This window comes from Planctomycetota bacterium (assembly GCA_039182125.1).
In the GTDB taxonomy this organism is placed as follows: Bacteria; Planctomycetota; Phycisphaerae; order Tepidisphaerales; family Tepidisphaeraceae; genus JBCDCH01.
The window spans coordinates 1-20,509 of record JBCDCH010000069.1 but is presented as its reverse complement, the minus strand read 5'-3'; the positions used below and the strand labels follow the sequence as shown (position 1 = coordinate 20,509).

Below are 20,509 nucleotides of genomic sequence, written 5' to 3'. Positions count from 1 at the left end.
TTCCGCTGCCGGAGGCAGCGGACTACATGGAGAAGGTTCGGGAGAAGGTGAGCAAGCAAAACAGTGACGCTTCGGAAACCCACGAACGTCGACAAGCATTCTGGGCAGGCCTGCAAAAACACCTTGGCGAAACCGACCTTCATCATGGTCGTCGGGCTTCATCCTCGTCTGGCCGATTCACCGCACGACTCTCGACTTCGATCAGTCTTCAGTATGTGGTTCGAGACGGAGAGATAGGAGTGGATTTGGAGATTCGTTCAGATGGAAAGAGTGGAAGAAATGCCCGTGAAGAGTTCGATCGCCTTGCCGCATGCCGAGCGGAGATCGAGAGGTCTGTTGGCAATTCGCTCGAGTGGAGACGCGATGACGCGTTACGATTTAGCAAGGTTCGATGGCGTAGCGATATTGGATCACTGCGAAGCGAAACCACAAAATGGCCGGACATCCATCTTTCGATGGTGCAAGTGATGCGCCGCATGCACGCGGCATTTGCCCCACATCTCTGAGCGGCGGCCATCGGAAGCGTTGGGACGTCGAATACCCCGTCGTTCGCCGCTCAACGCCGGGCTTTCGACTTCTTCTTCGCCGGCTTGCGCGTCGGGTCGGGCAGGCGGCCATCCTTGATCAACTCCATCACCGCGGCGGGGGGCTGGCGTTGATTGAGGAGTTGCACCATCGCCCTCATGTACGGGTCGATGTGGTTGAAGTACGGGCGATACGCCTGGCAGAGGTAGTTCAGGCCGTCCTCGCCGGTGGGGGTTTTGACGAAGCGGTGCTTGGGGCATTCGCCGTGGCAGGCGAAGCGGACTTCGCACTCACGGCAGTACTGCGGAAGGCTGTCGAGCTTGGCCTGGCCGAACGCGCGCTGTTGGTCGCTGGTGACCATCTCGCCCAGCGGGGCGTTCATGATGTTGCCCAGGCGGTACTTGGGGTAGACGTAGTGGTCGCAGGAATAGACATCGCCGTTGTGTTCGATGGCCATCGCGTCGCCGCAGGTCGGGCTGAACACGCAGAGCGATCCGCCGCCCTGGCCGGTGTACTGCTTGACCCAGTTGCCCAGCGCGACGTCGATCATCTGCACGAACGTCTTGCCGATGTCACGCTTGACCCACTCGTTGAAGATCGCGATGTGGAACTCGCCGTAGGCCTTCGAGTTCACGCTCCATTCGGTGACCGGTGCGAAGTGGCGTTCACCGGTCTCGGGGTCGGGCGGGCCTTGCAGGTCGAGGTTGAGGATCTGGAACGGGCCGGACTCGGTGATGTTGCGTTCGACGATCGGGATGAACTGCATGAACCCGCTGCCGTGCTCGCGGAGGAAGCGGTAGATGTCCAGCGGCTTGTGTACGTTCGCCGCATGCACAGTGGTGAGCGTGTTGAACTCGACGCCGTGCTTCTTGAGCAAAGTCAGTCCGCGGTACACCTCGGGAAACGTCGGCTTCTGCTGCTTGTCGACGCGGTAGGCGTCATGCAGTTCCTCCGGCCCGTCGATGCTCAGGCCGACGAGAAATTTGTTCTCCGCGAGAAACTCACCCCATTCGTCGTCGAGGAGCGTGCCGTTGGTTTGGAAGGCGTTGGTGATCTCCTTGCCGTCGGCGTACTTCTTCTGAAGCTCGACGACCTTGCGGAAGAACCGCACGCCCAGCAGCGTCGGCTCGCCGCCTTGCCACGCGAAGCTCACCTGCCGGCCCGGCTGCGTGTGAATGTACTGAGCGATGTACTTCTCCAGCACGTCGTCGGGCATCGCCCACTTGCGCTCACCGTCGTAGAGCGCTTCCTTTTCGAGGTAGAAACAGTACTTGCAATCGAGATTGCAGATCGGGCCGATCGGCTTGGTCATGACGTGGAACGGCCGGGTCGCGGTGTGCAACGTCTGCAGCGGAGCGGGGCGCAGGGCCGGCGGCGTGTCGGTGATCGGCAACTTCATGACTCGCCTGCCATGGTACCGCCCACCGCCTGCCTCAGCGCGATCCGCAGTCCCTCCATCAAATCGTCCCGGGCCGCCAAAACGTGGTTCTCGTCCAGGCGATTGGTAAGGCCGATTTGTTCGAGCCCACGCCGGACACGCTGGTTGACGCCGCAGAGGAAGACCTCGCGGCCCTCGGTCTGCATCAGCACGATGAACCGCTCCAGCGTGTGCAATGCCGTGACGTCGATGTGATGCACGCGGCGCAGGCGCAGGATGACGGATTTCGCGTCGGTGGCGCGAAGCCGCTCGAGTTCGCGCTCCAACGCGTCGGCAGTCGCGAAGAACAGGTCGCCCTCGAGTTGGAGGATCGGCACCTCGCCCATCGGCTCGCCGACATCCGCCTCACGAAACCGGCCGTCGGCGGTCGGCACGAGCCGACTTACGAACAGCTTCGCCGACACGCGCAGCTGCAGCATGATGTTGAGCCCGATCCCGATGAACACCGCGTACTTCAGCGGCAAAAACAGCGTCGCACCGAACGTGGCAAGGCAGACGATCGCGTCGTCGGGGTTGGCCGCGAGGGAACGCTTGAAGTAGCGCCAGTCGATCAGTCCCCACGCCACGACGAACAGGATCGCCGAGATCGAGCTCATCGGCACGAACTCCGCCAGCGGCGCTAGCAGCAGGAAGACGACCGCGACGAAGATGGCGTTGTAGATCCCGCTGAACGCCGTGGCCGCGCCGGCCTGATGGTTGAGTGCCGAGCGCGAAAAACTGCCGCTGCCGGGGATGCAGCTGAGGAAGCTGGTGATCGCGTTGGTCAAGCCCTGGCTGAAGAGCTCCTGGTTCGCGTCGATCTTGTCGCCGGTCTGCAGGGCGATGGCCTTGCCGATGGCGTACGCCTCCATGAGGCCGAGCAGGGCCAGCGCGAAGCCACCCAGCATGAGCGTGCCGAGCATGTCCTGGTCGAACGTCGGCACGCTCAGCACGTCGAAGCCGCCGGAGATCTCGGGGATGCGTCGCGGCGACATCCAGTTGAGCAGCCAGACCAATCCGCCGGCAACGAGGATCGCGATGAGCGGCCCGGGGAAGTACCGGCTGATGCGCTTGCCGAGCACGACGATCGCCAGCGCGACCAGCCCGAGCACCAGCGCACGCCAGTTCGCTTCGCCAATGACCGAGGCAGTGCGCATGATCGTTTCCTGGATGCCGAACGTGAGCAAGTAGGGCGTCTCGCCGATGACAAGCGGGGCTTTCTTGAAGCCGAGGAAGGCGTCGACCTGCCCCGCGGCGATCAGCACCGCGGCCCCAGCGGTGAAGCCGACGATCACGCTGCGGCTGACGTAGCGCACCAAGTTACCGACGCCGACCGACGCGAGGCCCATCTGGATCAGCCCCTTGATCAGCGTCAGTGCAAACACGAACGCGAGGTAGTCGGCCCCCTCGCCGCCGATCGCCCGGGTCGCGATGGACGCCACAAGCAGCGACTGCGAGTTGATCGGCCCGACCGAGAGCAGCTTCTGACTGTTGAGCAGCGAGCCGATCAGGCACTGGAAGACGACGGTGTAAATCCCGTATTGCACCGGCACGCCGGCGATGAGCGCGTACGCCATGGACTGCGGCACCGCGACCGCGGCGACGGTCGCACCGGCAACAACGTCCCGGCGAAACTTGCCGCCCGAGTAGGTGCGCGTTTCGGTCGCGATCTGCCGCAACGGCGTGGCGAGATAAGTCAGCGGGCTGGCCAAGCGAGGGCGAACCTAGCGGCGGGGCGGCGGGGGTGTCAAAGCAGTCGACGAAACTGATCGATCGTCAGACCCGCCTGCTTCACGATCGCGGCCATGGTGTAGGCGTTGATCGGATTGTGACGCGGGATTTCGATTCGGATATCGGCTTTGCTCATGATGAGGTGGCCGCTCTGGCGGACAATCTCGAAACCGGCTTTCTCAAAGGCTTTGACCGCACGACGGTAGTTGATGCCCGGGAGCTTCGGCATGGTCCGTCTCAGGCATGGATCAGTTCGCTCAGTTCGTACTCGACTGTTTCCACGCTCACCTCTTCATTGTCGGCGAACTCAGCAAGCAAATCTTCTTCGCGCACCTCGGCAAGTGACTTGATCGCGTCGAGCAGGTTCTTCTTGGCCTCCGCCATCGTTTCGCCTTGCGTCACGCATCCGGGCATGGACGGGACGAACACCGCATACCCTTCCTCGGATTTCACGAAAACGACTTTGATGGTCATGACGGCATTCTAACGAGTCGATCTCGCCAGGGGCGATTTGTCGTATATGATCACTTTCATGCATAAAACGGATGTCGCCATCGTCGGGGGTGGGATCGTCGGGCTGGCCACGGCGTACACGCTGAGCCAGAAGCATCCCGAACTGCACGTCACCGTGCTCGAAAAGGAAGCGACCCTCGCCAAGCACCAGACCGGCCACAACTCCGGCGTGCTCCACAGCGGCATCTACTACAAGCCCGGCTCGCTCAAGGCGACCAACTGCCGCCATGGCAAGAAGCTCATGGAGCAGTTTTGTGCCGATCATGGCATCGGCTTCGAACTCTGCGGCAAGGTCATCGTCGCCGTCGAGGAGTCCGACCTCGGCCCCTTGCAGACGATCTACGACCGCGGCCAAGAGAACGGCGTCAACTGCGAGATGATCGAGAAGGAGCGCCTCAAGGAACTCGAACCCGAGGCCGCGGGGATCAAGGCGATCCACGTCCCCGAGTCGGGCATCGTCGACTACTCCGAAGTGTGCATGAAGTTCGGCGAGCTGGTCGAGGCCGGCAACGGCACCGTGCTGCTCAACGCCGAGGTGGTCGATGTCATGCGGCGAGACTTCGGCCTGCGGATCGAAACCGAGTCGGCCGGCGGCGTGCAGGCGAAGTACCTGATCAACTGCGGCGGGCTACACAGCGACCGGGTGTGCAAGCTCACCGGTCACAAGCCGCCGGTGAAGATCGTGCCGTTCCGCGGGGAGTACTACGAACTCAAGCCGCACGCGCGGAAGCTGGTGAAGAACCTGATCTACCCGACGCCTGACCCGAACTTCCCGTTCCTTGGCGTGCATTTCACGCGGATGATCCACACCGACGAGCACGGCCCCCAGATCGAGTGCGGCCCCAACGCGGTGCTGGCGTTCAAGCGCGAGGGCTACCACCGCACCAGCTTGAGCCCGCGCGACCTCGCCGAAACGCTAACGTACCCCGCGTTTTGGAAGATGGCGTCGAAGTTCTGGCAGACCGGCATGGGCGAGATGTGGCGCAGTGCCAGCAAGAACGCCTTCGTCAAAGCCCTGCAACACCTGCTGCCGGCGATCAAGAAGGAAGACCTCGTCGCCGCCCCCGCCGGAGTCCGGGCCCAGGCACTCGCGCCCGATGGCAAGCTGGTCGACGACTTCTCCGTGCAGCAGGGCGATCGGATCATCAACGTGCTCAACGCACCAAGTCCGGCCGCGACCGCAAGCCTTGCCATTGCCGAGCACCTCGTCGGGCTGCTTGAGGCTCAACTCGAGCCCACGCCGGCCATGGCGTAGGTGGTTACTCGTCGTCGGGGTTGGCTTCTTCGAAGATGTCCTCGAAGAAGTCGACGGTCTGGTTGTACCAGGCGTTGTTGGTGGAGTAGTCCGCGGCGACGTCGAGGTCGACGCTGGTGGCGGCGCTGAAGTCCCAAATCGCGACACCGGCGGCATTGGCTCGGACCGTATCCAGCTGCAGGCGCCAGAAGTCACCGTCGATCGTCTGCCATTTCAGGTCTTGATTGGACTGGTGGTATCGATTCCAAAGGAACGGGATGACGGGCTTGCCAAACCGTTCGGCCTGCTTGATCGACTCTTCCGCGTACCACTGCCATTCCTGCGGATCGTCGCTGAAGGTGTAAAGCGACGGGTAGATCACATCGACTTGGCGTGCGAGGGGAGCGAGGTAGTCATTCGACGCCTGCCAGTCCATGTATCGATCGGTGTAGCGCTGGATGTTGGCGGCCCAGAAGTCATCGCGTCCCTCGGCGACCGATTCGAGTGCCCGGCGGTAGTAGATCGGTGTCCAATAGTCACGGATCGGGAATGTACCGTAAAAGCCGATCTGCACTTCGGGGAACTCGGCCCGGGCAAAGTCGATGACGGCCTGATAGACGAGCATCGAGCGGTCCACTTCGTCGGTACTGTGGCGGTCAATATCAACTTTCAGGTGTTCGACGTCGAACACGGGCGTTCGGCCTTCATCGACGGCAATCTGGAGCCGGTCACGTAAATCTTCGTAGTCGATTTCCTCCGGGGTCTCGGCGTGACCCACTCCAAAGATCATCAACGCTCCGACGTTCAGATGGTCGTAGTTTTCGGAGAAGTAGCCGCCATTGCCGGTCGTGATGACTTGGAACTGATCGGCCGGTACGACATCCATCGGCTCGCCCGGGTTCTCAGTCGGCTGAGCGCCGCGAACCGACTCGGGAACGACATAGACCTTCTCGAGTGTCCGCCACTCTTCGGGCTCAATGGAGTCAGGGTCCGAGAACATCGCCACAATCACCGGGTCGAGCCCGTTGTAAGCGAGTACCGCTTCGGCTTCCATCTTCGGTCCGGCCGGCGGCACCATCGAGACAAAATCGCCGTCACCGAGTCCGCCATGAAGCATCCGGCGGCCTTCCAGGTTCTCAATCAGTGCGAAGTTCGACATGGTTCAGTCCTGTTTTCTCAAGCATCTACACCCCGACCTGGCATACTCCCGTCGAGATCGTTTGCGGTCCGGCGTTGCACCGGCTCCTGCGATCACATCGGTTCAAATCACAATCAACGAAACAAACCCGGCACAGTCAAATCGTTTTCACGCGCCGCCCGGACAGTTGCAGACGCGCCAAACCACATGAGCGGAACGACAAGTGTAATCCCGTCCATGTTTGACGCACGCTTGTTTCGGCGCGGATTCAGGTCAATCGACATGCAAGGAAATGCTCGACATTGCCGCCCGAGCCGCCGGTGATCGGTGAAGGCGTTTCGCCGATGATCGTAAACCCCGCCCCTGCCACGTCTTCGCGGACCGCCGTCAGAACTTGGTCCAGGTGGGCTTCGGGCAGCCGCCCCTTGAAGAGCAGCGACTTGTCGGCCTCGTAGTGCGGTTTCACGAGGGTCACGACTTGGCCGCTTGCCGTGAGGTTGCGGGCGGCGGTTGCAAGGATCAGCCGCTGCCGGGTCCAACTCGCGTCGATCGTGATCAAATCGACCGGTTCGGGCAGTTCCACGTGCAACGCGTTGGTGCGTTCCATCACGGTGACGCGTTCGTCGTTACGCAGTTTCCAGTCGAGCACGCCATAGCCCGTGTCGACAGCGAAGACCCTTGCCGCACCGCGCTGGAGGAGACAGTCGGTGAATCCACCGGTGGAGCAGCCGAAGTCAGCGCAGGTCAAACCGGCGATGTCGATGCCGAAGGCGTCGAGGGCGTGGTCGAGCTTGCGGCCTCCGCGTGAAACGAACCCGCCCTTGTCCGGCTTGCGTCGGCTCACGCGGCTCCGCCGATGAGCCGGTCGAGCGTGCATTGCCGGACATCGCCCGGGCAACTCCACACGAGCAGGAATAGCGCCTCACGAGCAAGGCGTTGGGCGGGGTGATGGTTGATGAGTGCGGTGCCTTTGTGGACGGCCACCGCCGCATGGGTCAGGTCCTGGGCGAGTGCGATGGTCTGGGCGCGGAGCTGCGTGCCGTCGTCGGTATCGGGGCTGGGTTGCCGGCAGTACCAAAGCACACGGTCGCGCAGGTCGTTGAGGGATTGCTCGGCCGTGCTGATGTGGGCGCGAACCTCGTCACCGGCGTCGAGTTCCATAACGCGGATGGCGGATCGGGCCAAGCCGAGCGCGAGAAACGCCTGGCCGATCGGCACGTCGCGATTCCACTTCCGAAGGACGCCCTCAGTCGGGCCGAGCAACACGTCCTCGGGGTCGATGTGCAGTCCTCGGATGTGGGCGTTGGTCGTGCGGGTTGCGGCAAGCGCGGCGATCGGCGGCGGTTCGGGAATCTCCAACTGGGCGCTGCGTGCCGCGGCCAGCAACTGCTGGCCGTCGGCGAGTGTCGCGCCGATGATCACGACGTCGCATTCGGCAGCGCCGGTGACCCACGGAATGACGCCGTCGAGCCGGTATCCCGTGCCCTCGGGCTCGGCGGTGACCGACGCCTCGCCGAACTGCCGGCTGGTGGTGAGCTGGCTGATGCCGATCGTGCACCAGGATTCGCCCGTGGAAACCAGCGGCAACTGCTCTTCGCGCAGCTTGTCATTGCCCGACGCGGCAAGCAGCGCGACGGCGAGGTCGTGCTGGCGGATGATCAGCGATGTCGCCAGCGATGCGGCCGCGATGTGTTCGTAACGCTCGTGCAACGCGATTGGGTCCAGCCCGTCGCCGCCGTCGGCGATCGGTACGGCCCAGCGTGTCGCGCCGGCTTCGGCAAGGTCGCGCAGATCGGCCGCCGGCCACTGCGCAAGTCGATCGTTCTCGTCAGCGCGTTCGGCGATCCGTTTGCAGGCGTCTTCGATCGAAAGCATGGGAGGAGTTTATCTCACGGGGCAGTTTGTTGCGCACTCAGTTTGCGGCATCCCGCCGCACCCGCGGCAGACCCAGCGGATTGGCCAGGATGCGCAGCTGGCACGACGGGCACACCTTGTACTCAAACCGCCGATGGACCTGATCCTGGGCTTCATCCGCCGACACCGATTGCAGTTGAGCGATCAGTTGTTCGTATGTTTCCCCGGGCGGCTCGTCCGGCGGCGTCGGGTCGGCCAACACGTCGATCCGAACCAGGAAGAACGCCCCGGGCGTCAGCGGCTCTCCGCACGATTCGCAGCGGTCCATGCCGACAGTCATACACTCACCGCCCATGGACCGGTACTACATCACCACGCCGATTTACTACCCGAACGGAGAACCGCACCTCGGCCATGTCTACACGACGATCTGTGCTGACGCGGTGGCGCGGTACCACCGGATGGCCGGCCGCGAGGTCTTCTTCCTCACCGGCACCGACGAGCACGGCGTGAAGATGGTCAACACCGCCAAGGAACTCGGCGTCGAGCCGGCGGAGCTGGCCGACCGGTTCAGCGCCACCTTCCGCGAGGCGTTCGAGCGCTTGCAAATCAGCAACGACGATTTCATCCGCACCGTCGAGCCGCGCCACGAAAACGCGGTCCAGGAAATCGTCCGCCGCATGGTCGAAAGCGGCGACATCTACAAGGACACCTACACCGGCTGGTACGACGAGGGTGAGGAGCGCTTCGTTCCCGAGAACGAGGCGGCGGCAAACGACTACAAGTCTGACATCTCCGGCAAGCCGCTCGTGAGGCACGAGGAGGAGTCGTACTTCTTCCGACTGACCAAGTACCTGCCGAAGCTGGTCGAACACATCGAGACCCATCCCAACTTCATCCAGCCCGACGCCCGTCGGAACAAGGTGCTCGCGGAACTGAAGGGCGAGGTGAGCGACCTGTCGATCAGCCGCGGCTCGCTGACGTGGGGCGTGCCGATGCCCAACGACCCGAGCCACGTCGTCTATGTCTGGATCGACGCACTGAGCAACTACATCAACGCGCTCGGCTACACGTCCGAGGACGAGACCAAGTTCGAGAAGTTCTGGCCGGTCAGTCGCCATCTGATCGGCAAGGAGATTCTCTGGTTCCACACGGTCTACTGGCCGGCGATGTTGATGAGCCTCGGGCTGCCGCTGCCGCAGCAGGTCTTCGCGCACGGCTGGTGGACTGCCGACGGGAAGAAGATGAGCAAGTCGATGGGCAACTTCATCGGCCTGGCCGAGGTCGAAGCGTTCGCCGAGAAGTACTCGCTCGACGCGGTGCGGTACTACCTGCTTTGGGCCGCGCCGTTCGGCAACGACCTGGACTTTTCCGCCGGCGAACTCCATCGCAGCTACGAGGAATTGCAGAAGGTGCTGGGCAATCTCGTGCAACGCGTATTGAAGATGGTCACCAACTACCGCGATGGCGTTGTGCCGAGCGGCACGCTCGAGGCGATCGACACGGATCTGCTTCACAAGGGGCGCGAGCTGCCGGTGAAGCTCGATGCGGCATGGTGTACGTTCGCCCTGCAGGACGCGGCCACGTTGCCGATCGAGTTGGCCCGCGAGGTCAACGCGTACATCGACCAGACCGAGCCGTTCAAGCTCGCCAAGGACGAGTCGCAAGCGCAGCGTCTGGATGCGGTGTTGCAGACAGCCGTGGTGGCGGTGCATGCGGTGCTCGCGGGCTTGCTGCCGGTGTTGCCGGAGAAGGCAGCGGCGGGGCTCGCGCAGCTCAATGCCGACGCCAACACCGCGATCGAGCCAGGTCACAAGCTTGGTAAGCCCGAGGCGCTCTTTCCCCGCGTCGACCCGCCAGTAGACTGATTCGCACATGGCGTACTTGCAGATCAAAACCAAGGACGGGGCCAAGCGGTTTCTCGTTGACGGGGCCGGCGTCACCATCGGCCGACAGCTCGGCAATATCATTCACATCAACGACGACATGGCGTCCCGTTTTCACGCGATCGTCGAGCCGGCGGGTGAGAACATCCATGTCAAAGACCTCGACAGTCGCAACGGCCTGAAGGTCAACGGCCAAGTCGCCAAACAGCAGGCGCTCTCCGACGGCGACGTCATCCAGATCGGCCGAACCAAGATCGTTTTCCGCACCGGCCAGACCGAGGCGGTCGAAAATCAACTCAAGCACTTCGCGGACGAGTCAACCGATCAGCCGCAGACAGCGTTGCAGAGCCTGGCCGAGTCGCTGCCGAGCAAGTCGTTCAACATCGCCGACTTGCAGGTACTCAACACGCGTGGACAAGTCGTCCATGGCAGCCAAGCCAAAGACGAGGACGGCAAGAAAGCTCCCGGCGAAGCCGTCACGCTCCTACGGCTCATCCTGCTCGTCTGCTTCCGGACCCGCGCGTCGGATATCCATATCGAGCCCAAGTCCGAGCACACCCTCGTTCGCGTTCGCATCGACGGCACGATGGTCGACATCGCCAAGCTCAAGGCGGACGTCGGTCACCGTCTAGGCACGGTCGTCAAGGTGCTCTGCGACATCGACCTGCACGGCAAGAACGTCGTGCAAGAGGGCAGCTTCGCGGCGAAGGTGCCGGACCGGCGGGTGGACTACCGCGTGAGTTTTTCGCCCAGCGTTTCCGGACAGAAGTTGGTCATCCGTGTCCTAGATGAGGCGAACGCGCCGCGGTACATGTGGGAGCTGGGTCTGCCCGAGCCGGTGTTTAAGGCGCTCGACAAGAGCATGAAGCGGGACGCCGGGACGGTGATCGTCTGCGGCCCGACCGGCTCCGGCAAAACCGCCACGCTCTACGCCACGCTGCGGTCCATCGACCAAAACGAACGCAACGTGGTCACGATCGAAGACCCCGTCGAGATCCGCCTCGAGGGCATCACGCAGATGCCGGTCGACGAGGACAAGGGCAACACGTTCGCCGAGCTCCTGCGATCGACACTGCGGCAAGACCCGGATGTCATTCTCGTCGGCGAGATCCGCGACAGTGAGACCGCAACGACAGCCATTCAGGCGGCCATGACCGGACACCTTGTCTTCAGCACGATTCACGCGCGAGATACCGTCGGCTCAATCTTCAGATTACAGGATCTAGGAGTAGAACCTTACGCTCTGGCAAACGGCCTACAGAACCTTATCGCGCAGCGTCTAGTGCGAAAGCTCTGTTCCCACTGCAAGGTCGCAAAACCGCTCAGTGAGGATGACAAGGAGGTGCTCGGGGAGAAAGCCGAGGGCGTCTCAACGATATACAAGGAGCACGGATGTCGGCGTTGCCTTGGCACCGGTTTCGCCGGGCGGTGCGGTGTGTACGAGCTGCTCACCGTGACCGACGATGTTCGTGATGCCATCGCAAGTGGCGCAGGTCAGGCCGCGGTGCTTGAAGCTCTCAAGTCAACCAAGTTCCGCCGGCTCCGCGATGCCGGCAACGATCTGGTCGTCGAGGGTGTCACGACGCTCGACGAGATTGATCGCGTTCTCGGGAGCTGATCATGCGTCAACACTTCTTCGAACTCGACTCGGAAGAGCAGGCCAATGTCATCACCCACGTCCTCGGTCTCCTTTTGGCCGTGGTCGTGGCCATGCTTTGCATTCATGTGTCGATGGTGCATGGCGGCACGATGCGCATCACCGCGGCGACCGTCTTCGGTATCTCGCTGATGGCCGTCTACTTCACCAGCACCACCTACCACTTCATGAGCGATACGGTCCGGGCCAAGTTCTGGAAAGTGCTGGACCACTTGGCGATCTACCTACTCATCGCCGGCACGTACACGCCGATCCTGCTCCTGCGCTTGACACCCGTCTGGGGTTGGTCGGTGCTGACGGTGATCTGGGCGTTGGCGTTTCTGGGGATGTGGACCAAGCTCGCGCGCTTTCGCACCGGCGAGAAGTTCGGCTGGTCCGACACGTCGCTCTACGTCTTCATGGGGTGGGTCGGCATCGTCGCGTTCGTGCCGATCGTTCGGGGCATCGACATGCCCGGCATCGCGCTGATCCTCGCCGGCGGGCTGTGCTACACCTTCGGCTGCGTGTTCTTCCTCTGGGACAAGCTCCGCTTCAACCACGCCATCTGGCACGTCTTCGTCCTCGCCGGCAGCGCCTGCCACGCGATCGCCGTGCTGGGGTGGGTATTGCCGGTGTGAGACTGGCGAGTACTCTACGAACCAAATAATCTCTGCAGCATGCAACGATTTTGTGTTCTCGTGCTCGCTTTGGGGCTGTTGTCAGCGGGGTGCCAAAACAACGTGCGGTACAACGCCAAGAAAAACCGCGACCTGCGGAGTTTTCAACTCGTTACCGCACAGTGGGGCGATAAGCCGTATCAACCGGCGGTGTTCTACAACAACAAGGGCGAGCTCCCTTACGACGATGATTCAGGCGAGCTCGCAGTTGCCGCGGTGTCCGGCGCGGCATTCGGATTGGCGGCGTCGATCCTCCTCACGCCCATCGGCGGCATGATCGTCGGCGGCAGCATGATGGCTGCCAGCTCGGCGGGAATGGCGATCGAAAAGGCGATCGAAGACGAGCGCAGCAAGATCCTCCAGGCAACCGTCGCCCAAGCCAACATCGATTCGCGGGGTGAGTTCCATCGGGCGTTCGCCCAGGGCATGAATCAGCACGGTTACCTCACCGAAGGCGGCACGCTTGAAATCGTGAGCTGATGGAGCTGCGGCAGCGGTGCAGTGTTCACGACGAGCCTGATCGGCGTGACAAGGCCGATCTCCCGGTGCAGCGATCTTTCCCATCGCTCAACAGCGAAGCCCGGCGGACGCACCTCAAAGCCCAACTCTCCGAAGGCGGACCCGATGCCGTGGTTGTGGCAGACATTCTCGGCTTTGGCGTGATGAAGCACGTCGTCGCGTTCAAGTCCGATCGATTCATGCCGTTCATCGCCGCTCGTGTGATCGTGTTTCGGGCCGACAACGCGAAGGTAGTTCACCGGATGACATACATGACGTTGACGCCGCGTGTCGATTCGCCGGATGGTGAACTGAACGACGCTTTGCAAGACGGAGAGTACCTTCGGGAGCAGTATCGGCTGCTCGTGGCTCAGCTTGCCGAGAAGGCGGTCGAGCATCTCGCCCCGGTGGCGCCAGAGCAAGACTGACATTGCTACTTATGCGACCTTCCGTTCCCATGGGGTGCGTTTACAACGATTCTCGCCCGGCTAGACTCGCGGCGACACCATGAGCATCGAGAAGATCTTCAAAGCTTACGACGTCCGTGCAACCACGCCTGAGCCGCTCAATGAGGACGCCGCCTGGCGGGTCGGGCATGCGGCGGCGCAGTTCCTCAAGCGGTCCCGCCAGACCACCGAAGCCAAGGTCGGCCGCGAGGACACCATCGTCGTCGGCGGCGACATGCGGCCCCACACGCCCAAACTCAAGGCCGCCCTCATCGAAGGCATCCGCAGTGTCGGTACGCATGTCATCGACGTCGGCATGATCGACACGTCGTTCATCTACTTCGCCATCAATCACCTCGACTGCGTCGGCGGCATCCAGGTCACCGCCAGCCACAACCCGATCAACTACAACGGCTTCAAGATCAGCGGCCCCAAGGCCGTGCCGATCGGCAGTGCGTCGGGACTCGACGACATCAAGCGCATCGCCGTCCAGACCCGCGTCGGCAAGACCGGCCTCCAAGGCAAGCTCGAGGAGATGGACCTTTGGGCCGAGTACCGCAAGCACGTCCTGCAATTTCTCGACCTGCCCAACCCAATCAAGATCGCCGTCGACGCGTCCAATGGCATGGCCGGCGTCATGGTCCCCAAGGTCTTCGATGACGTGCCGAACCTGGAGATCACCAAGATTCTCTTCGACGTCACCGGCGAGTTCACCCACGAGCCCAACCCGCTCGTCGAGGAGAACCTCAAGTGGGTGCAAGACGAAGTTCACAAGGGCGGCTACGCCCTGGGCGGCTGCTTCGACGGCGATGCGGATCGCTGCATGTTCATTGATGAGAACGGTAAGACCGTCGGCTGCGACATTCTCACCGCGCTGCTCGCTCCGGACTTCCTCAAGGACAACGAAGGCGGCACGATTGTCTACGATCTGCGCAGCTCCCACATCGTCCCCGACACGATCAAGGCGCACGGCGGCGTCCCCAAGCGCGACCGCGTCGGCCATGCGTTCATCAAGAAGACGATGAAGGAAAACGACGGCATCTTCGCCGGTGAGCTTTCCGGGCACTTCTACTTTAAGGACAACTTCTACGCCGACAGCGGCGCGATCGTCTTTGCCGCGTTGCTGAGTCACCTGTCCAAGTCCGGCAAGCCGCTGAGCGAACTGGTCAAGCCGCTGCAGAAGTACGCCCAGTCCGGCGAGATCAACTACCAGGTCGAGGACAAGGACGCCAAGATTCGCGAGCTCGCCGAGGCGTACAAGAAAGCCGAGATCGACTACCTCGACGGCATCACGATCGACAACGGCGACTGGTGGTTCAACGTCCGCAAGAGCAACACGGAGCCGCTGCTGCGTCTGAACCTCGAAGCGAGCAACGCCACCGATGTCGAGAAGTACGTGAAAGAGCTTCAAGACAAGCATCTCGGCAAGCCGGCGGAAGGTCACTAATCCGCGCTGGTGGGGGCAGGCACTGCCTGCCATCTGCGTCACCGCAATGGCAGGCCGTGCCTGCGCTACACCCAATGTCGCTGACTTTCTGTGCAACCCGACTCCATCGCCCGACGGTTGAGTTCGAGCATTTGCAGTTGCTCGAATGGCTCAATGCGTTTGTGCGACAGCCAACGCTGATGTTGCACGACAAGCTCTTCGCCGCCGCGGACGATCTGCTCGAACCGCCGGCGGTCGACGACGTCAGCAATCAGGAAACGGCGGCGCATCTAGCCCGAGGCATTCTTTGTGCGGCACGACTGAACGAAAGCGTCGCGCAAGGCGGTGTCTTCGACTCGACCAAGAGTGCATTACTCGCGGCGTACCGCACCGACTTCACCGGGGCCGTCGCCGACGCATTGGCGTGGGTGCGGGAGCTGCTGGTCGATGCCGACGAGATCGCGGCGACGGTCGAAGTCGACATGGAAGACGCGTGCCGCAAAGCCGCCGTGGTCGCGGCGATTCGACGGCGTTGGGACCTCGCCACGCCGGACGGGCGCCACGGCTTGCTCCGTGCTGTCTATCCCAACGCACCCCACACTCCCGACGAAGTTCACGTCATTGCCGCCCCGGTGCTCGTGCTGCTTTGCGTCGAGCCGAACCCCGCCCACGCCGACTGGCTCGCGCGGACCAACAGCGTCACCGCGTCGCTCCAGAAACACTTCCCCGCATTCAGCGCGATGGACACCGAGAGCGTCGCCGACCCGCTGCTCGATGCGGCGATGTCGGCGGGGTTGGACGAGACGAACGCGCGTGCCGAGCTGGGGCGACTCTTCACGGTGCTGCCGCTGGATCAGGTCGAGAAGTACGCCGTGCATGACATCTGGGGTCACGCTTATCAGGCGTCGTTGCTGCGGTTCGATGACGTCTACCAACGGCTTTGCGCGACGGCGGCGACGGTGCCGTTGGAGCAGAAGTGGCCGGACGTGATGAGCGTGGTGCTGGCCGAGCTGTTCGCCGATGTGTCGGAGTTCAAGCTCGCCCGGCTCATGGACACGCCGCCGCCCAATAGTTCGATCCTCTCCGGCACGCCGACCAAGCTCGACCTCACCCTCCGCGACCTGCAACTGCTTTGGCCCAAGCTCACGCCCACCGAAGACTGGCTGCACCAACCGGCGATCGCGTGGCGCGACAACGGCGAGGTCACGCTCTTCGGCCTCGTCGCGCTGCAACTACTCGTCTTGCACCGAACACTCACCGACGCGTACCGCGCCGTGACCAGGCTCTCCACGGCCGGCCTCCCGATCGACGCCTGGCACGACATTCTCCTACTCACCGCCTCGGCATTCTTCGAGCACGGCCGCCCCCGCAACCTCTGGCGGATCGACGAGTTCATCAAGCTCAAGCTACTGCCGATGATCGAGGACCTCGCGTCCAACCGCGTTGCGGAGCAACGCAGCTGAGCAGAGAATTTCGCAAAGTGCATAGCCGCGTTGCTCCGCAACGTGGTTCATCGGCGATTCTTGCGAAGTGCATAGGTGCGATGCGTAGCTCAGCAGCGCGATTCAGCGGTGACTTTCGCAGAGTGTTTAGCTGCGTTGCTCCGCAACGCGGTTCGCCGTTGAGGTTCCTTGGTGCGATCGGTTATAAACATGGCTGGTGATTCCCATGTCCAGAACTTCGCTCATCGGTAATGTGTCCAGCGTGACGCGATTCATCGCACTGCTCTTGGTGATTCTACTCGTGCTGCCCGCGACCGCGCAGGTCCGCAGCTTCGAGGATCGCGTCGGCGACACGGCGGTCGGGCCGGTGCAGGGCGACGGGGTGAACACACCCGTGCAGGTGCCGTTCATCACCTGGGGCGGTGACGTCGCGACCTTCCACGCCAATGGTGGCCTCGAAACCGCGCCCGGCTCCACCTACGCCGACCTCGGTCTCAAGCTCAACCTCACGGCCGGCGACGACTTCGAGCAGCAGGTCCGCGACTACATGTCCGGCAAGAGCCCGTTCCTGCGCGGCACCTTCAACATGCTCGCCCTCGCCAGCGGCACCATCGGCCAGGACCCACGCACCAAGCCCGTCGTCTTCCTTCAACTCACCTGGTCCGCCGGCGATCACCTCGTCACCCGCGGCGACATCAACACGATCGACGACCTCAAGGGCAAGACCATCGCCGTCCAGGACGCCGGGCCACACGTCGGGATGCTCTACGACGTGCTCCGCACCGGCCAGCTCGGCTACGACGATGTCACGATCAAGTTCGTCCCCAATCTCACCGGTGAGAACTCGCCAGCCGAGCTGTTCCGAAATGACCCGAGCATCGACGCCGCGACGGTGATCAGTCCGGACATGTTCGCCCTCACCGGCGGCCTCGATGCGACCGGCACCGGTGCCGAGGGGACCGTGGAGGGCGCGAAAGTCCTCGTCTCGACGGCCCAAATGTCACGCTCGATCGCCGACGTCTATGCGGTCCGCAAGGACTTCTACGACGCCAACCGTGAGATGGTCGAGAAGCTCGCCGCCGGTTACTTCAAGGCGTCTGCCGAGCTTGTCGAAGGTCGCCGCGCGTACAACCAGACCGGCCGCAACGCCGAGTACCAGAGCATGCTTCAGATGGCCCAGGACATCTTCGGCGAGGACGTGTTGCCGACGCTGGAGATCGACGCACACGGCTTGCTGATGGACGCGAGCTTCGTCGGTCTGCCGGGCAACGAGGTGTTTTTCACCGACACCGCCAGTTCGACCGGCTTTCGTGCCAAGGAGAAGGCCGGCATCGAACTCGCGACCACGCTCGGCTATTCCAAGATCGCCGCCGGGTTCTTTGGCCCCGACTTCGATTACCCCGGTCTCGCGGAGGTCGCGGGGCTCGAGTACGAGGCGCCGCAGCTGGCCGAGCGGTTCGACGCCGAGGCGGTCGAACTCTTCCCCGACGAGGTGCTCGATGAGAACACGCTGCTGGCGTTCACGATCAACTTCGAGCCGAACCAGACCGACTTCCCCGCGACGGTCTACGGCCCCGAGTTCGCCCGTGCGATCGAGACCGCCGGCCGATTCGGCAATGCCGTCATCGCCGTTCGCGGTCACGCCGACCCGACGCTGACGCTCCGCCACCTCGTGCAAGCCGGCCTCGACAAGGGCATTCTTCAACGGCGCGAGAACGGCGGGAAGGTCGAGTACTTCTTCAACGGCAAGCCGCTCGATCTGGAGTCGACCGACGAGATCGTCGCGCTCATCGAGCAAGGCGCGTTTGACGGCGGCGCGACCAACCCTCGGCAAACCATGCAGGCCGCGCTGAACCTCTCACGCAGTCGCGCCCAGGCCGTCCGCGAAGCGATCGTGCAATACGCGGCCCAGCAGGGCGTGCGTCTCGACCCGTCGCAGATCCAACCCGTCGGCGTGGGCGTCAGCGAGCCGCTCATCGCCAAGCCCACCAACATGAACGAAGCCACGACCAACATGCGCGTCGAGTTCCGTCTCTTGAAAGTCCCCGCCGAGACGCTGCAGGACAGCGACTTCGACTTCTGATCCGATGCGACATCTGCTACTCATCTTCGCGCTGCTCCTGCCGAGTTCCGCCAGCATCGCGCTGGCCGACACGGATCACGTCGTCGTCATCCTCGACGCGTCGGGCAGCATGGGCGAATCCTTCCCCGGTGCGACGGCCGGTCGCCGGCTGGACAAGATGACCGTGGCGAAGGACGCACTACTCTCGGTGCTCGAGACGGTGCCGCCGCGAACGCAGGTCGGTATCGTCGTCTTTAGCGGCCGTAACGTGCCGCAGCGGTGGGTGGTCGATCTCGGCCTGGTGGATCTTCAGCGGACACGTTCCGCGCTCGATCCGATCCGGCCCAAGGGCGCGACGCCGTTGGGCGCATACCTGAAAATCGGTGCCGACCGCCTTCTTGAAGCTCGTTCGGCTTCTGGCAACGACTACGGCACCTATCGGTTGCTGGTGGTCACCGATGGCGAAGCCGAGGATCAACGCAAGGTCGATCAGCACCTGCCCGACATCCTTGCCCGTGGTATCACCGTGGACGTGATCGGTGTCGACATGGATGCCGACCTCGCACTGGCAACGCGGGTCCACAGCTACCGCCGTGCGGATCGGCCCGATGAACTGACCCGCGCGCTTGCCGATGTCTTCGCCGAGGTCGGCACCGATGCCGACGACGCGATCACCGCCGACATGTTTGACTTGATCGAACCGTTGCCCGACGGCGCGGCCATGCCGATGCTCGCCGCCCTCGATACGGTCAACAACGAACCGATTGGAACGCGTGCAAGCGTCGCAACGCCAGGGCAGGTGATCACCGTCACACAGAGCAACACCTCGGTCGGTGTCGGCACCGCCATGTTCGGCGTTTGCGCCGGCTTCGTCATCGTTACGTTGCTCATTGCCTTCATCGGCGTGATCAGCGTCATGCGCATCATGCGACACCGATGACGTGGTGCGTGTAACGGCGTTGCGGAGCAACGTAGCTCTGCGCAGTTACATCGATAAGTTTTGCGCCTAGCTGCGTTGCCCCGCAACGCGGTTAGGATCGCCGCATGGCTCGTCCGCTCATCGGCATCACCACCGACCATGACCGCGATCCGACGCGGTATCAGTTGATGCATACTTATGTGAACGCCGTTCGCCGTGCCGGCGGCGAACCGATCGCATTGCCGTATCACGAAGACGCTGACGTCGTTCGACTCCTGAGCCTCGTCGACGGCCTGCTCATGACCGGCGGCAACGATCCCGACCCGTCGACGTGGTGCGAGGCGTGGCATCCATCGTGCGTGCCCGTCGATCCGCGGCGGGAGGCTTTTGAGTATCGCTTGCTCGACGAGTCTCACGCGCGGCGAACACCGACACTCGGCATCTGTCTCGGCATGCAACTGATGGGCCTACGCGGCGGCGGGGCGTTGCACCAGTTTCTGCCCGATGTCCCACGAGATGGGGCGATCGAACACCGCAAGCTGCAGGAGTCCGATTGGCAGCGTCGGCACGCGGTACAAGCCGTTGCAGGTTCGCGCTTTTCCGAGATCACCGGGGGCGACGAACTCGCGGTCAACACGAATCATCGCCAGGCACTGCGCAGCGCCGGTGCCGGTCTGGTCGTTAGCGGTCACGCCCCCGATGGAGTCATCGAAGCCATTGAGGATCCGACCTTGCCGATGTGGGTCGGTGTGCAGTGGCACCCCGAGCGGCTGACCGATGATCCTGCGCAGTTGGCATTGTTCCAAGCGCTGGTCGAGGCGGCGGGGGCGGCGGGATGAGCCGGCTGCTGCTGCTCAACACCGATCTTGAACTTGGCGGGACGCCGGAGGTGATTCGGCAACTCGAACGTCGGCTACGCGCCGCCGGTCACGCCGTCGAGGTCGCTTGCCTTGGCCGATACGGTCCGGTCGCGGAGCAGATCGTCGAGCAGGGCGGCGTGGTGTCGGCATTTGACCGCCGGGCGATGAGCGTGGTGAGCGCGGTGGGCGACTTGCACGAACTGATTGGCGAGCGGAAGTTCGACCGGGTCTTGAGTTTCCTGATG

At 63.0% G+C, this 20,509-nt stretch carries 21 protein-coding genes; 13 read left to right on the top strand and 8 right to left on the bottom strand.

Features of this window, described 5'->3' with window-relative positions; all coding sequences use genetic code 11:
- The coding region (locus AAGD32_15195) for a DUF4268 domain-containing protein (protein ID MEM8875590.1) at nucleotides 1-506 on the top strand (506 nt) is incomplete at its 5' end.
- Between the two features lie 50 nt (nucleotides 507-556).
- Here AAGD32_15195 and AAGD32_15190 read toward each other — a convergent pair.
- The 4 genes from AAGD32_15190 to AAGD32_15175 are packed head-to-tail and all read right to left on the bottom strand — an operon-like array spanning nucleotide 557 to nucleotide 4,147.
- A complete protein-coding gene (locus tag AAGD32_15190; protein ID MEM8875589.1) occupies nucleotides 557-1,924 on the bottom strand; it encodes an anaerobic sulfatase-maturation protein in 1,368 nt (455 codons plus the stop codon).
- A complete protein-coding gene (locus tag AAGD32_15185; GenBank protein MEM8875588.1) occupies nucleotides 1,921-3,654 on the bottom strand; it encodes a SulP family inorganic anion transporter in 1,734 nt (577 codons plus the stop codon). Before AAGD32_15185 ends, AAGD32_15190 begins: the two co-directional genes overlap by 4 nt.
- Before the next feature lie 35 nt (nucleotides 3,655-3,689).
- Nucleotides 3,690-3,902, bottom strand: coding sequence for a type II toxin-antitoxin system HicA family toxin (locus AAGD32_15180; protein MEM8875587.1), 213 nt, complete (start codon nucleotides 3,900-3,902; stop codon nucleotides 3,690-3,692).
- Between the two features lie 8 nt (nucleotides 3,903-3,910).
- Nucleotides 3,911-4,147: a type II toxin-antitoxin system HicB family antitoxin gene (locus AAGD32_15175; protein ID MEM8875586.1), complete on the bottom strand. Its 237-nt coding sequence runs from the start codon at nucleotides 4,145-4,147 to the stop codon at nucleotides 3,911-3,913.
- Between the two features lie 46 nt (nucleotides 4,148-4,193).
- Between AAGD32_15175 and lhgO the strand changes: the two genes are divergently transcribed.
- Nucleotides 4,194-5,441, top strand: coding sequence for an L-2-hydroxyglutarate oxidase (gene lhgO, locus AAGD32_15170; GenBank protein ID MEM8875585.1), 1,248 nt, complete (start codon nucleotides 4,194-4,196; stop codon nucleotides 5,439-5,441).
- Between the two features lie 4 nt (nucleotides 5,442-5,445).
- Here the strand turns inward: lhgO and AAGD32_15165 are convergent, their stop codons facing one another.
- The 4 genes from AAGD32_15165 to AAGD32_15150 form a co-directional block, all read right to left on the bottom strand.
- Nucleotides 5,446-6,579, bottom strand: coding sequence for a hypothetical protein (locus AAGD32_15165; protein ID MEM8875584.1), 1,134 nt, complete (start codon nucleotides 6,577-6,579; stop codon nucleotides 5,446-5,448).
- A gap of 247 nt (nucleotides 6,580-6,826) precedes the next feature.
- Nucleotides 6,827-7,402 (bottom strand): SAM-dependent methyltransferase, encoded by a 576-nt coding sequence (locus tag AAGD32_15160; GenBank protein ID MEM8875583.1) that lies wholly within the window; start codon nucleotides 7,400-7,402, stop codon nucleotides 6,827-6,829.
- Entirely contained in the window at nucleotides 7,399-8,433 is a 1,035-nt protein-coding gene (locus AAGD32_15155) for an acyl-CoA dehydrogenase family protein (protein MEM8875582.1), read from the bottom strand. Before AAGD32_15155 ends, AAGD32_15160 begins: the two co-directional genes overlap by 4 nt.
- 37 nt (nucleotides 8,434-8,470) lie before the next feature.
- Nucleotides 8,471-8,752 carry a hypothetical protein gene (locus AAGD32_15150; GenBank protein MEM8875581.1) on the bottom strand — a complete coding sequence of 94 codons (282 nt, stop codon included), beginning with the start codon at nucleotides 8,750-8,752 and terminating at the stop codon, nucleotides 8,471-8,473.
- 13 nt (nucleotides 8,753-8,765) lie between these two features.
- Between AAGD32_15150 and metG the strand changes: the two genes are divergently transcribed.
- The 11 genes from metG to AAGD32_15095 form a co-directional block, all read left to right on the top strand.
- On the top strand, nucleotides 8,766-10,280 hold the full coding sequence (metG, locus tag AAGD32_15145; protein MEM8875580.1) for a methionine--tRNA ligase: 1,515 nt from the start codon (nucleotides 8,766-8,768) through the stop codon (nucleotides 10,278-10,280).
- Between the two features lie 7 nt (nucleotides 10,281-10,287).
- Complete coding sequence (locus AAGD32_15140; GenBank protein ID MEM8875579.1) at nucleotides 10,288-11,916, top strand: ATPase, T2SS/T4P/T4SS family; 1,629 nt, start codon at nucleotides 10,288-10,290, stop codon at nucleotides 11,914-11,916.
- Between the two features lie 2 nt (nucleotides 11,917-11,918).
- Nucleotides 11,919-12,572: a hemolysin III family protein gene (locus AAGD32_15135; GenBank protein ID MEM8875578.1), complete on the top strand. Its 654-nt coding sequence runs from the start codon at nucleotides 11,919-11,921 to the stop codon at nucleotides 12,570-12,572.
- Between the two features lie 39 nt (nucleotides 12,573-12,611).
- Entirely contained in the window at nucleotides 12,612-13,091 is a 480-nt protein-coding gene (locus tag AAGD32_15130) for a hypothetical protein (protein MEM8875577.1), read from the top strand.
- Entirely contained in the window at nucleotides 13,091-13,537 is a 447-nt protein-coding gene (locus AAGD32_15125; protein ID MEM8875576.1) for a hypothetical protein, read from the top strand. The genes AAGD32_15130 and AAGD32_15125 overlap by 1 nt, the downstream gene beginning before the upstream one ends.
- Before the next feature lie 79 nt (nucleotides 13,538-13,616).
- Nucleotides 13,617-15,002, top strand: a complete 1,386-nt coding sequence (locus AAGD32_15120) for a phosphomannomutase/phosphoglucomutase (GenBank protein ID MEM8875575.1) — start codon at nucleotides 13,617-13,619, stop codon at nucleotides 15,000-15,002.
- Between the two features lie 74 nt (nucleotides 15,003-15,076).
- On the top strand, nucleotides 15,077-16,444 hold the full coding sequence (locus AAGD32_15115; protein ID MEM8875574.1) for a hypothetical protein: 1,368 nt from the start codon (nucleotides 15,077-15,079) through the stop codon (nucleotides 16,442-16,444).
- A gap of 205 nt (nucleotides 16,445-16,649) precedes the next feature.
- The gene (locus AAGD32_15110) at nucleotides 16,650-18,506 is read left to right on the top strand and encodes an ABC transporter substrate-binding protein (GenBank protein ID MEM8875573.1); all 1,857 of its coding nucleotides are present in this window, start codon (nucleotides 16,650-16,652) and stop codon (nucleotides 18,504-18,506) included.
- 4 nt (nucleotides 18,507-18,510) lie between these two features.
- Complete coding sequence (locus AAGD32_15105; protein MEM8875572.1) at nucleotides 18,511-19,425, top strand: vWA domain-containing protein; 915 nt, start codon at nucleotides 18,511-18,513, stop codon at nucleotides 19,423-19,425.
- Nucleotides 19,426-19,529: 104 nt separating this feature from the next.
- On the top strand, nucleotides 19,530-20,243 hold the full coding sequence (locus tag AAGD32_15100) for a gamma-glutamyl-gamma-aminobutyrate hydrolase family protein (GenBank protein ID MEM8875571.1): 714 nt from the start codon (nucleotides 19,530-19,532) through the stop codon (nucleotides 20,241-20,243).
- Nucleotides 20,240-20,509, top strand: a 270-nt coding sequence (locus tag AAGD32_15095) for a hypothetical protein (protein MEM8875570.1), incomplete at its 3' end; no start/stop codon positions are given. The genes AAGD32_15100 and AAGD32_15095, both read left to right, overlap by 4 nt.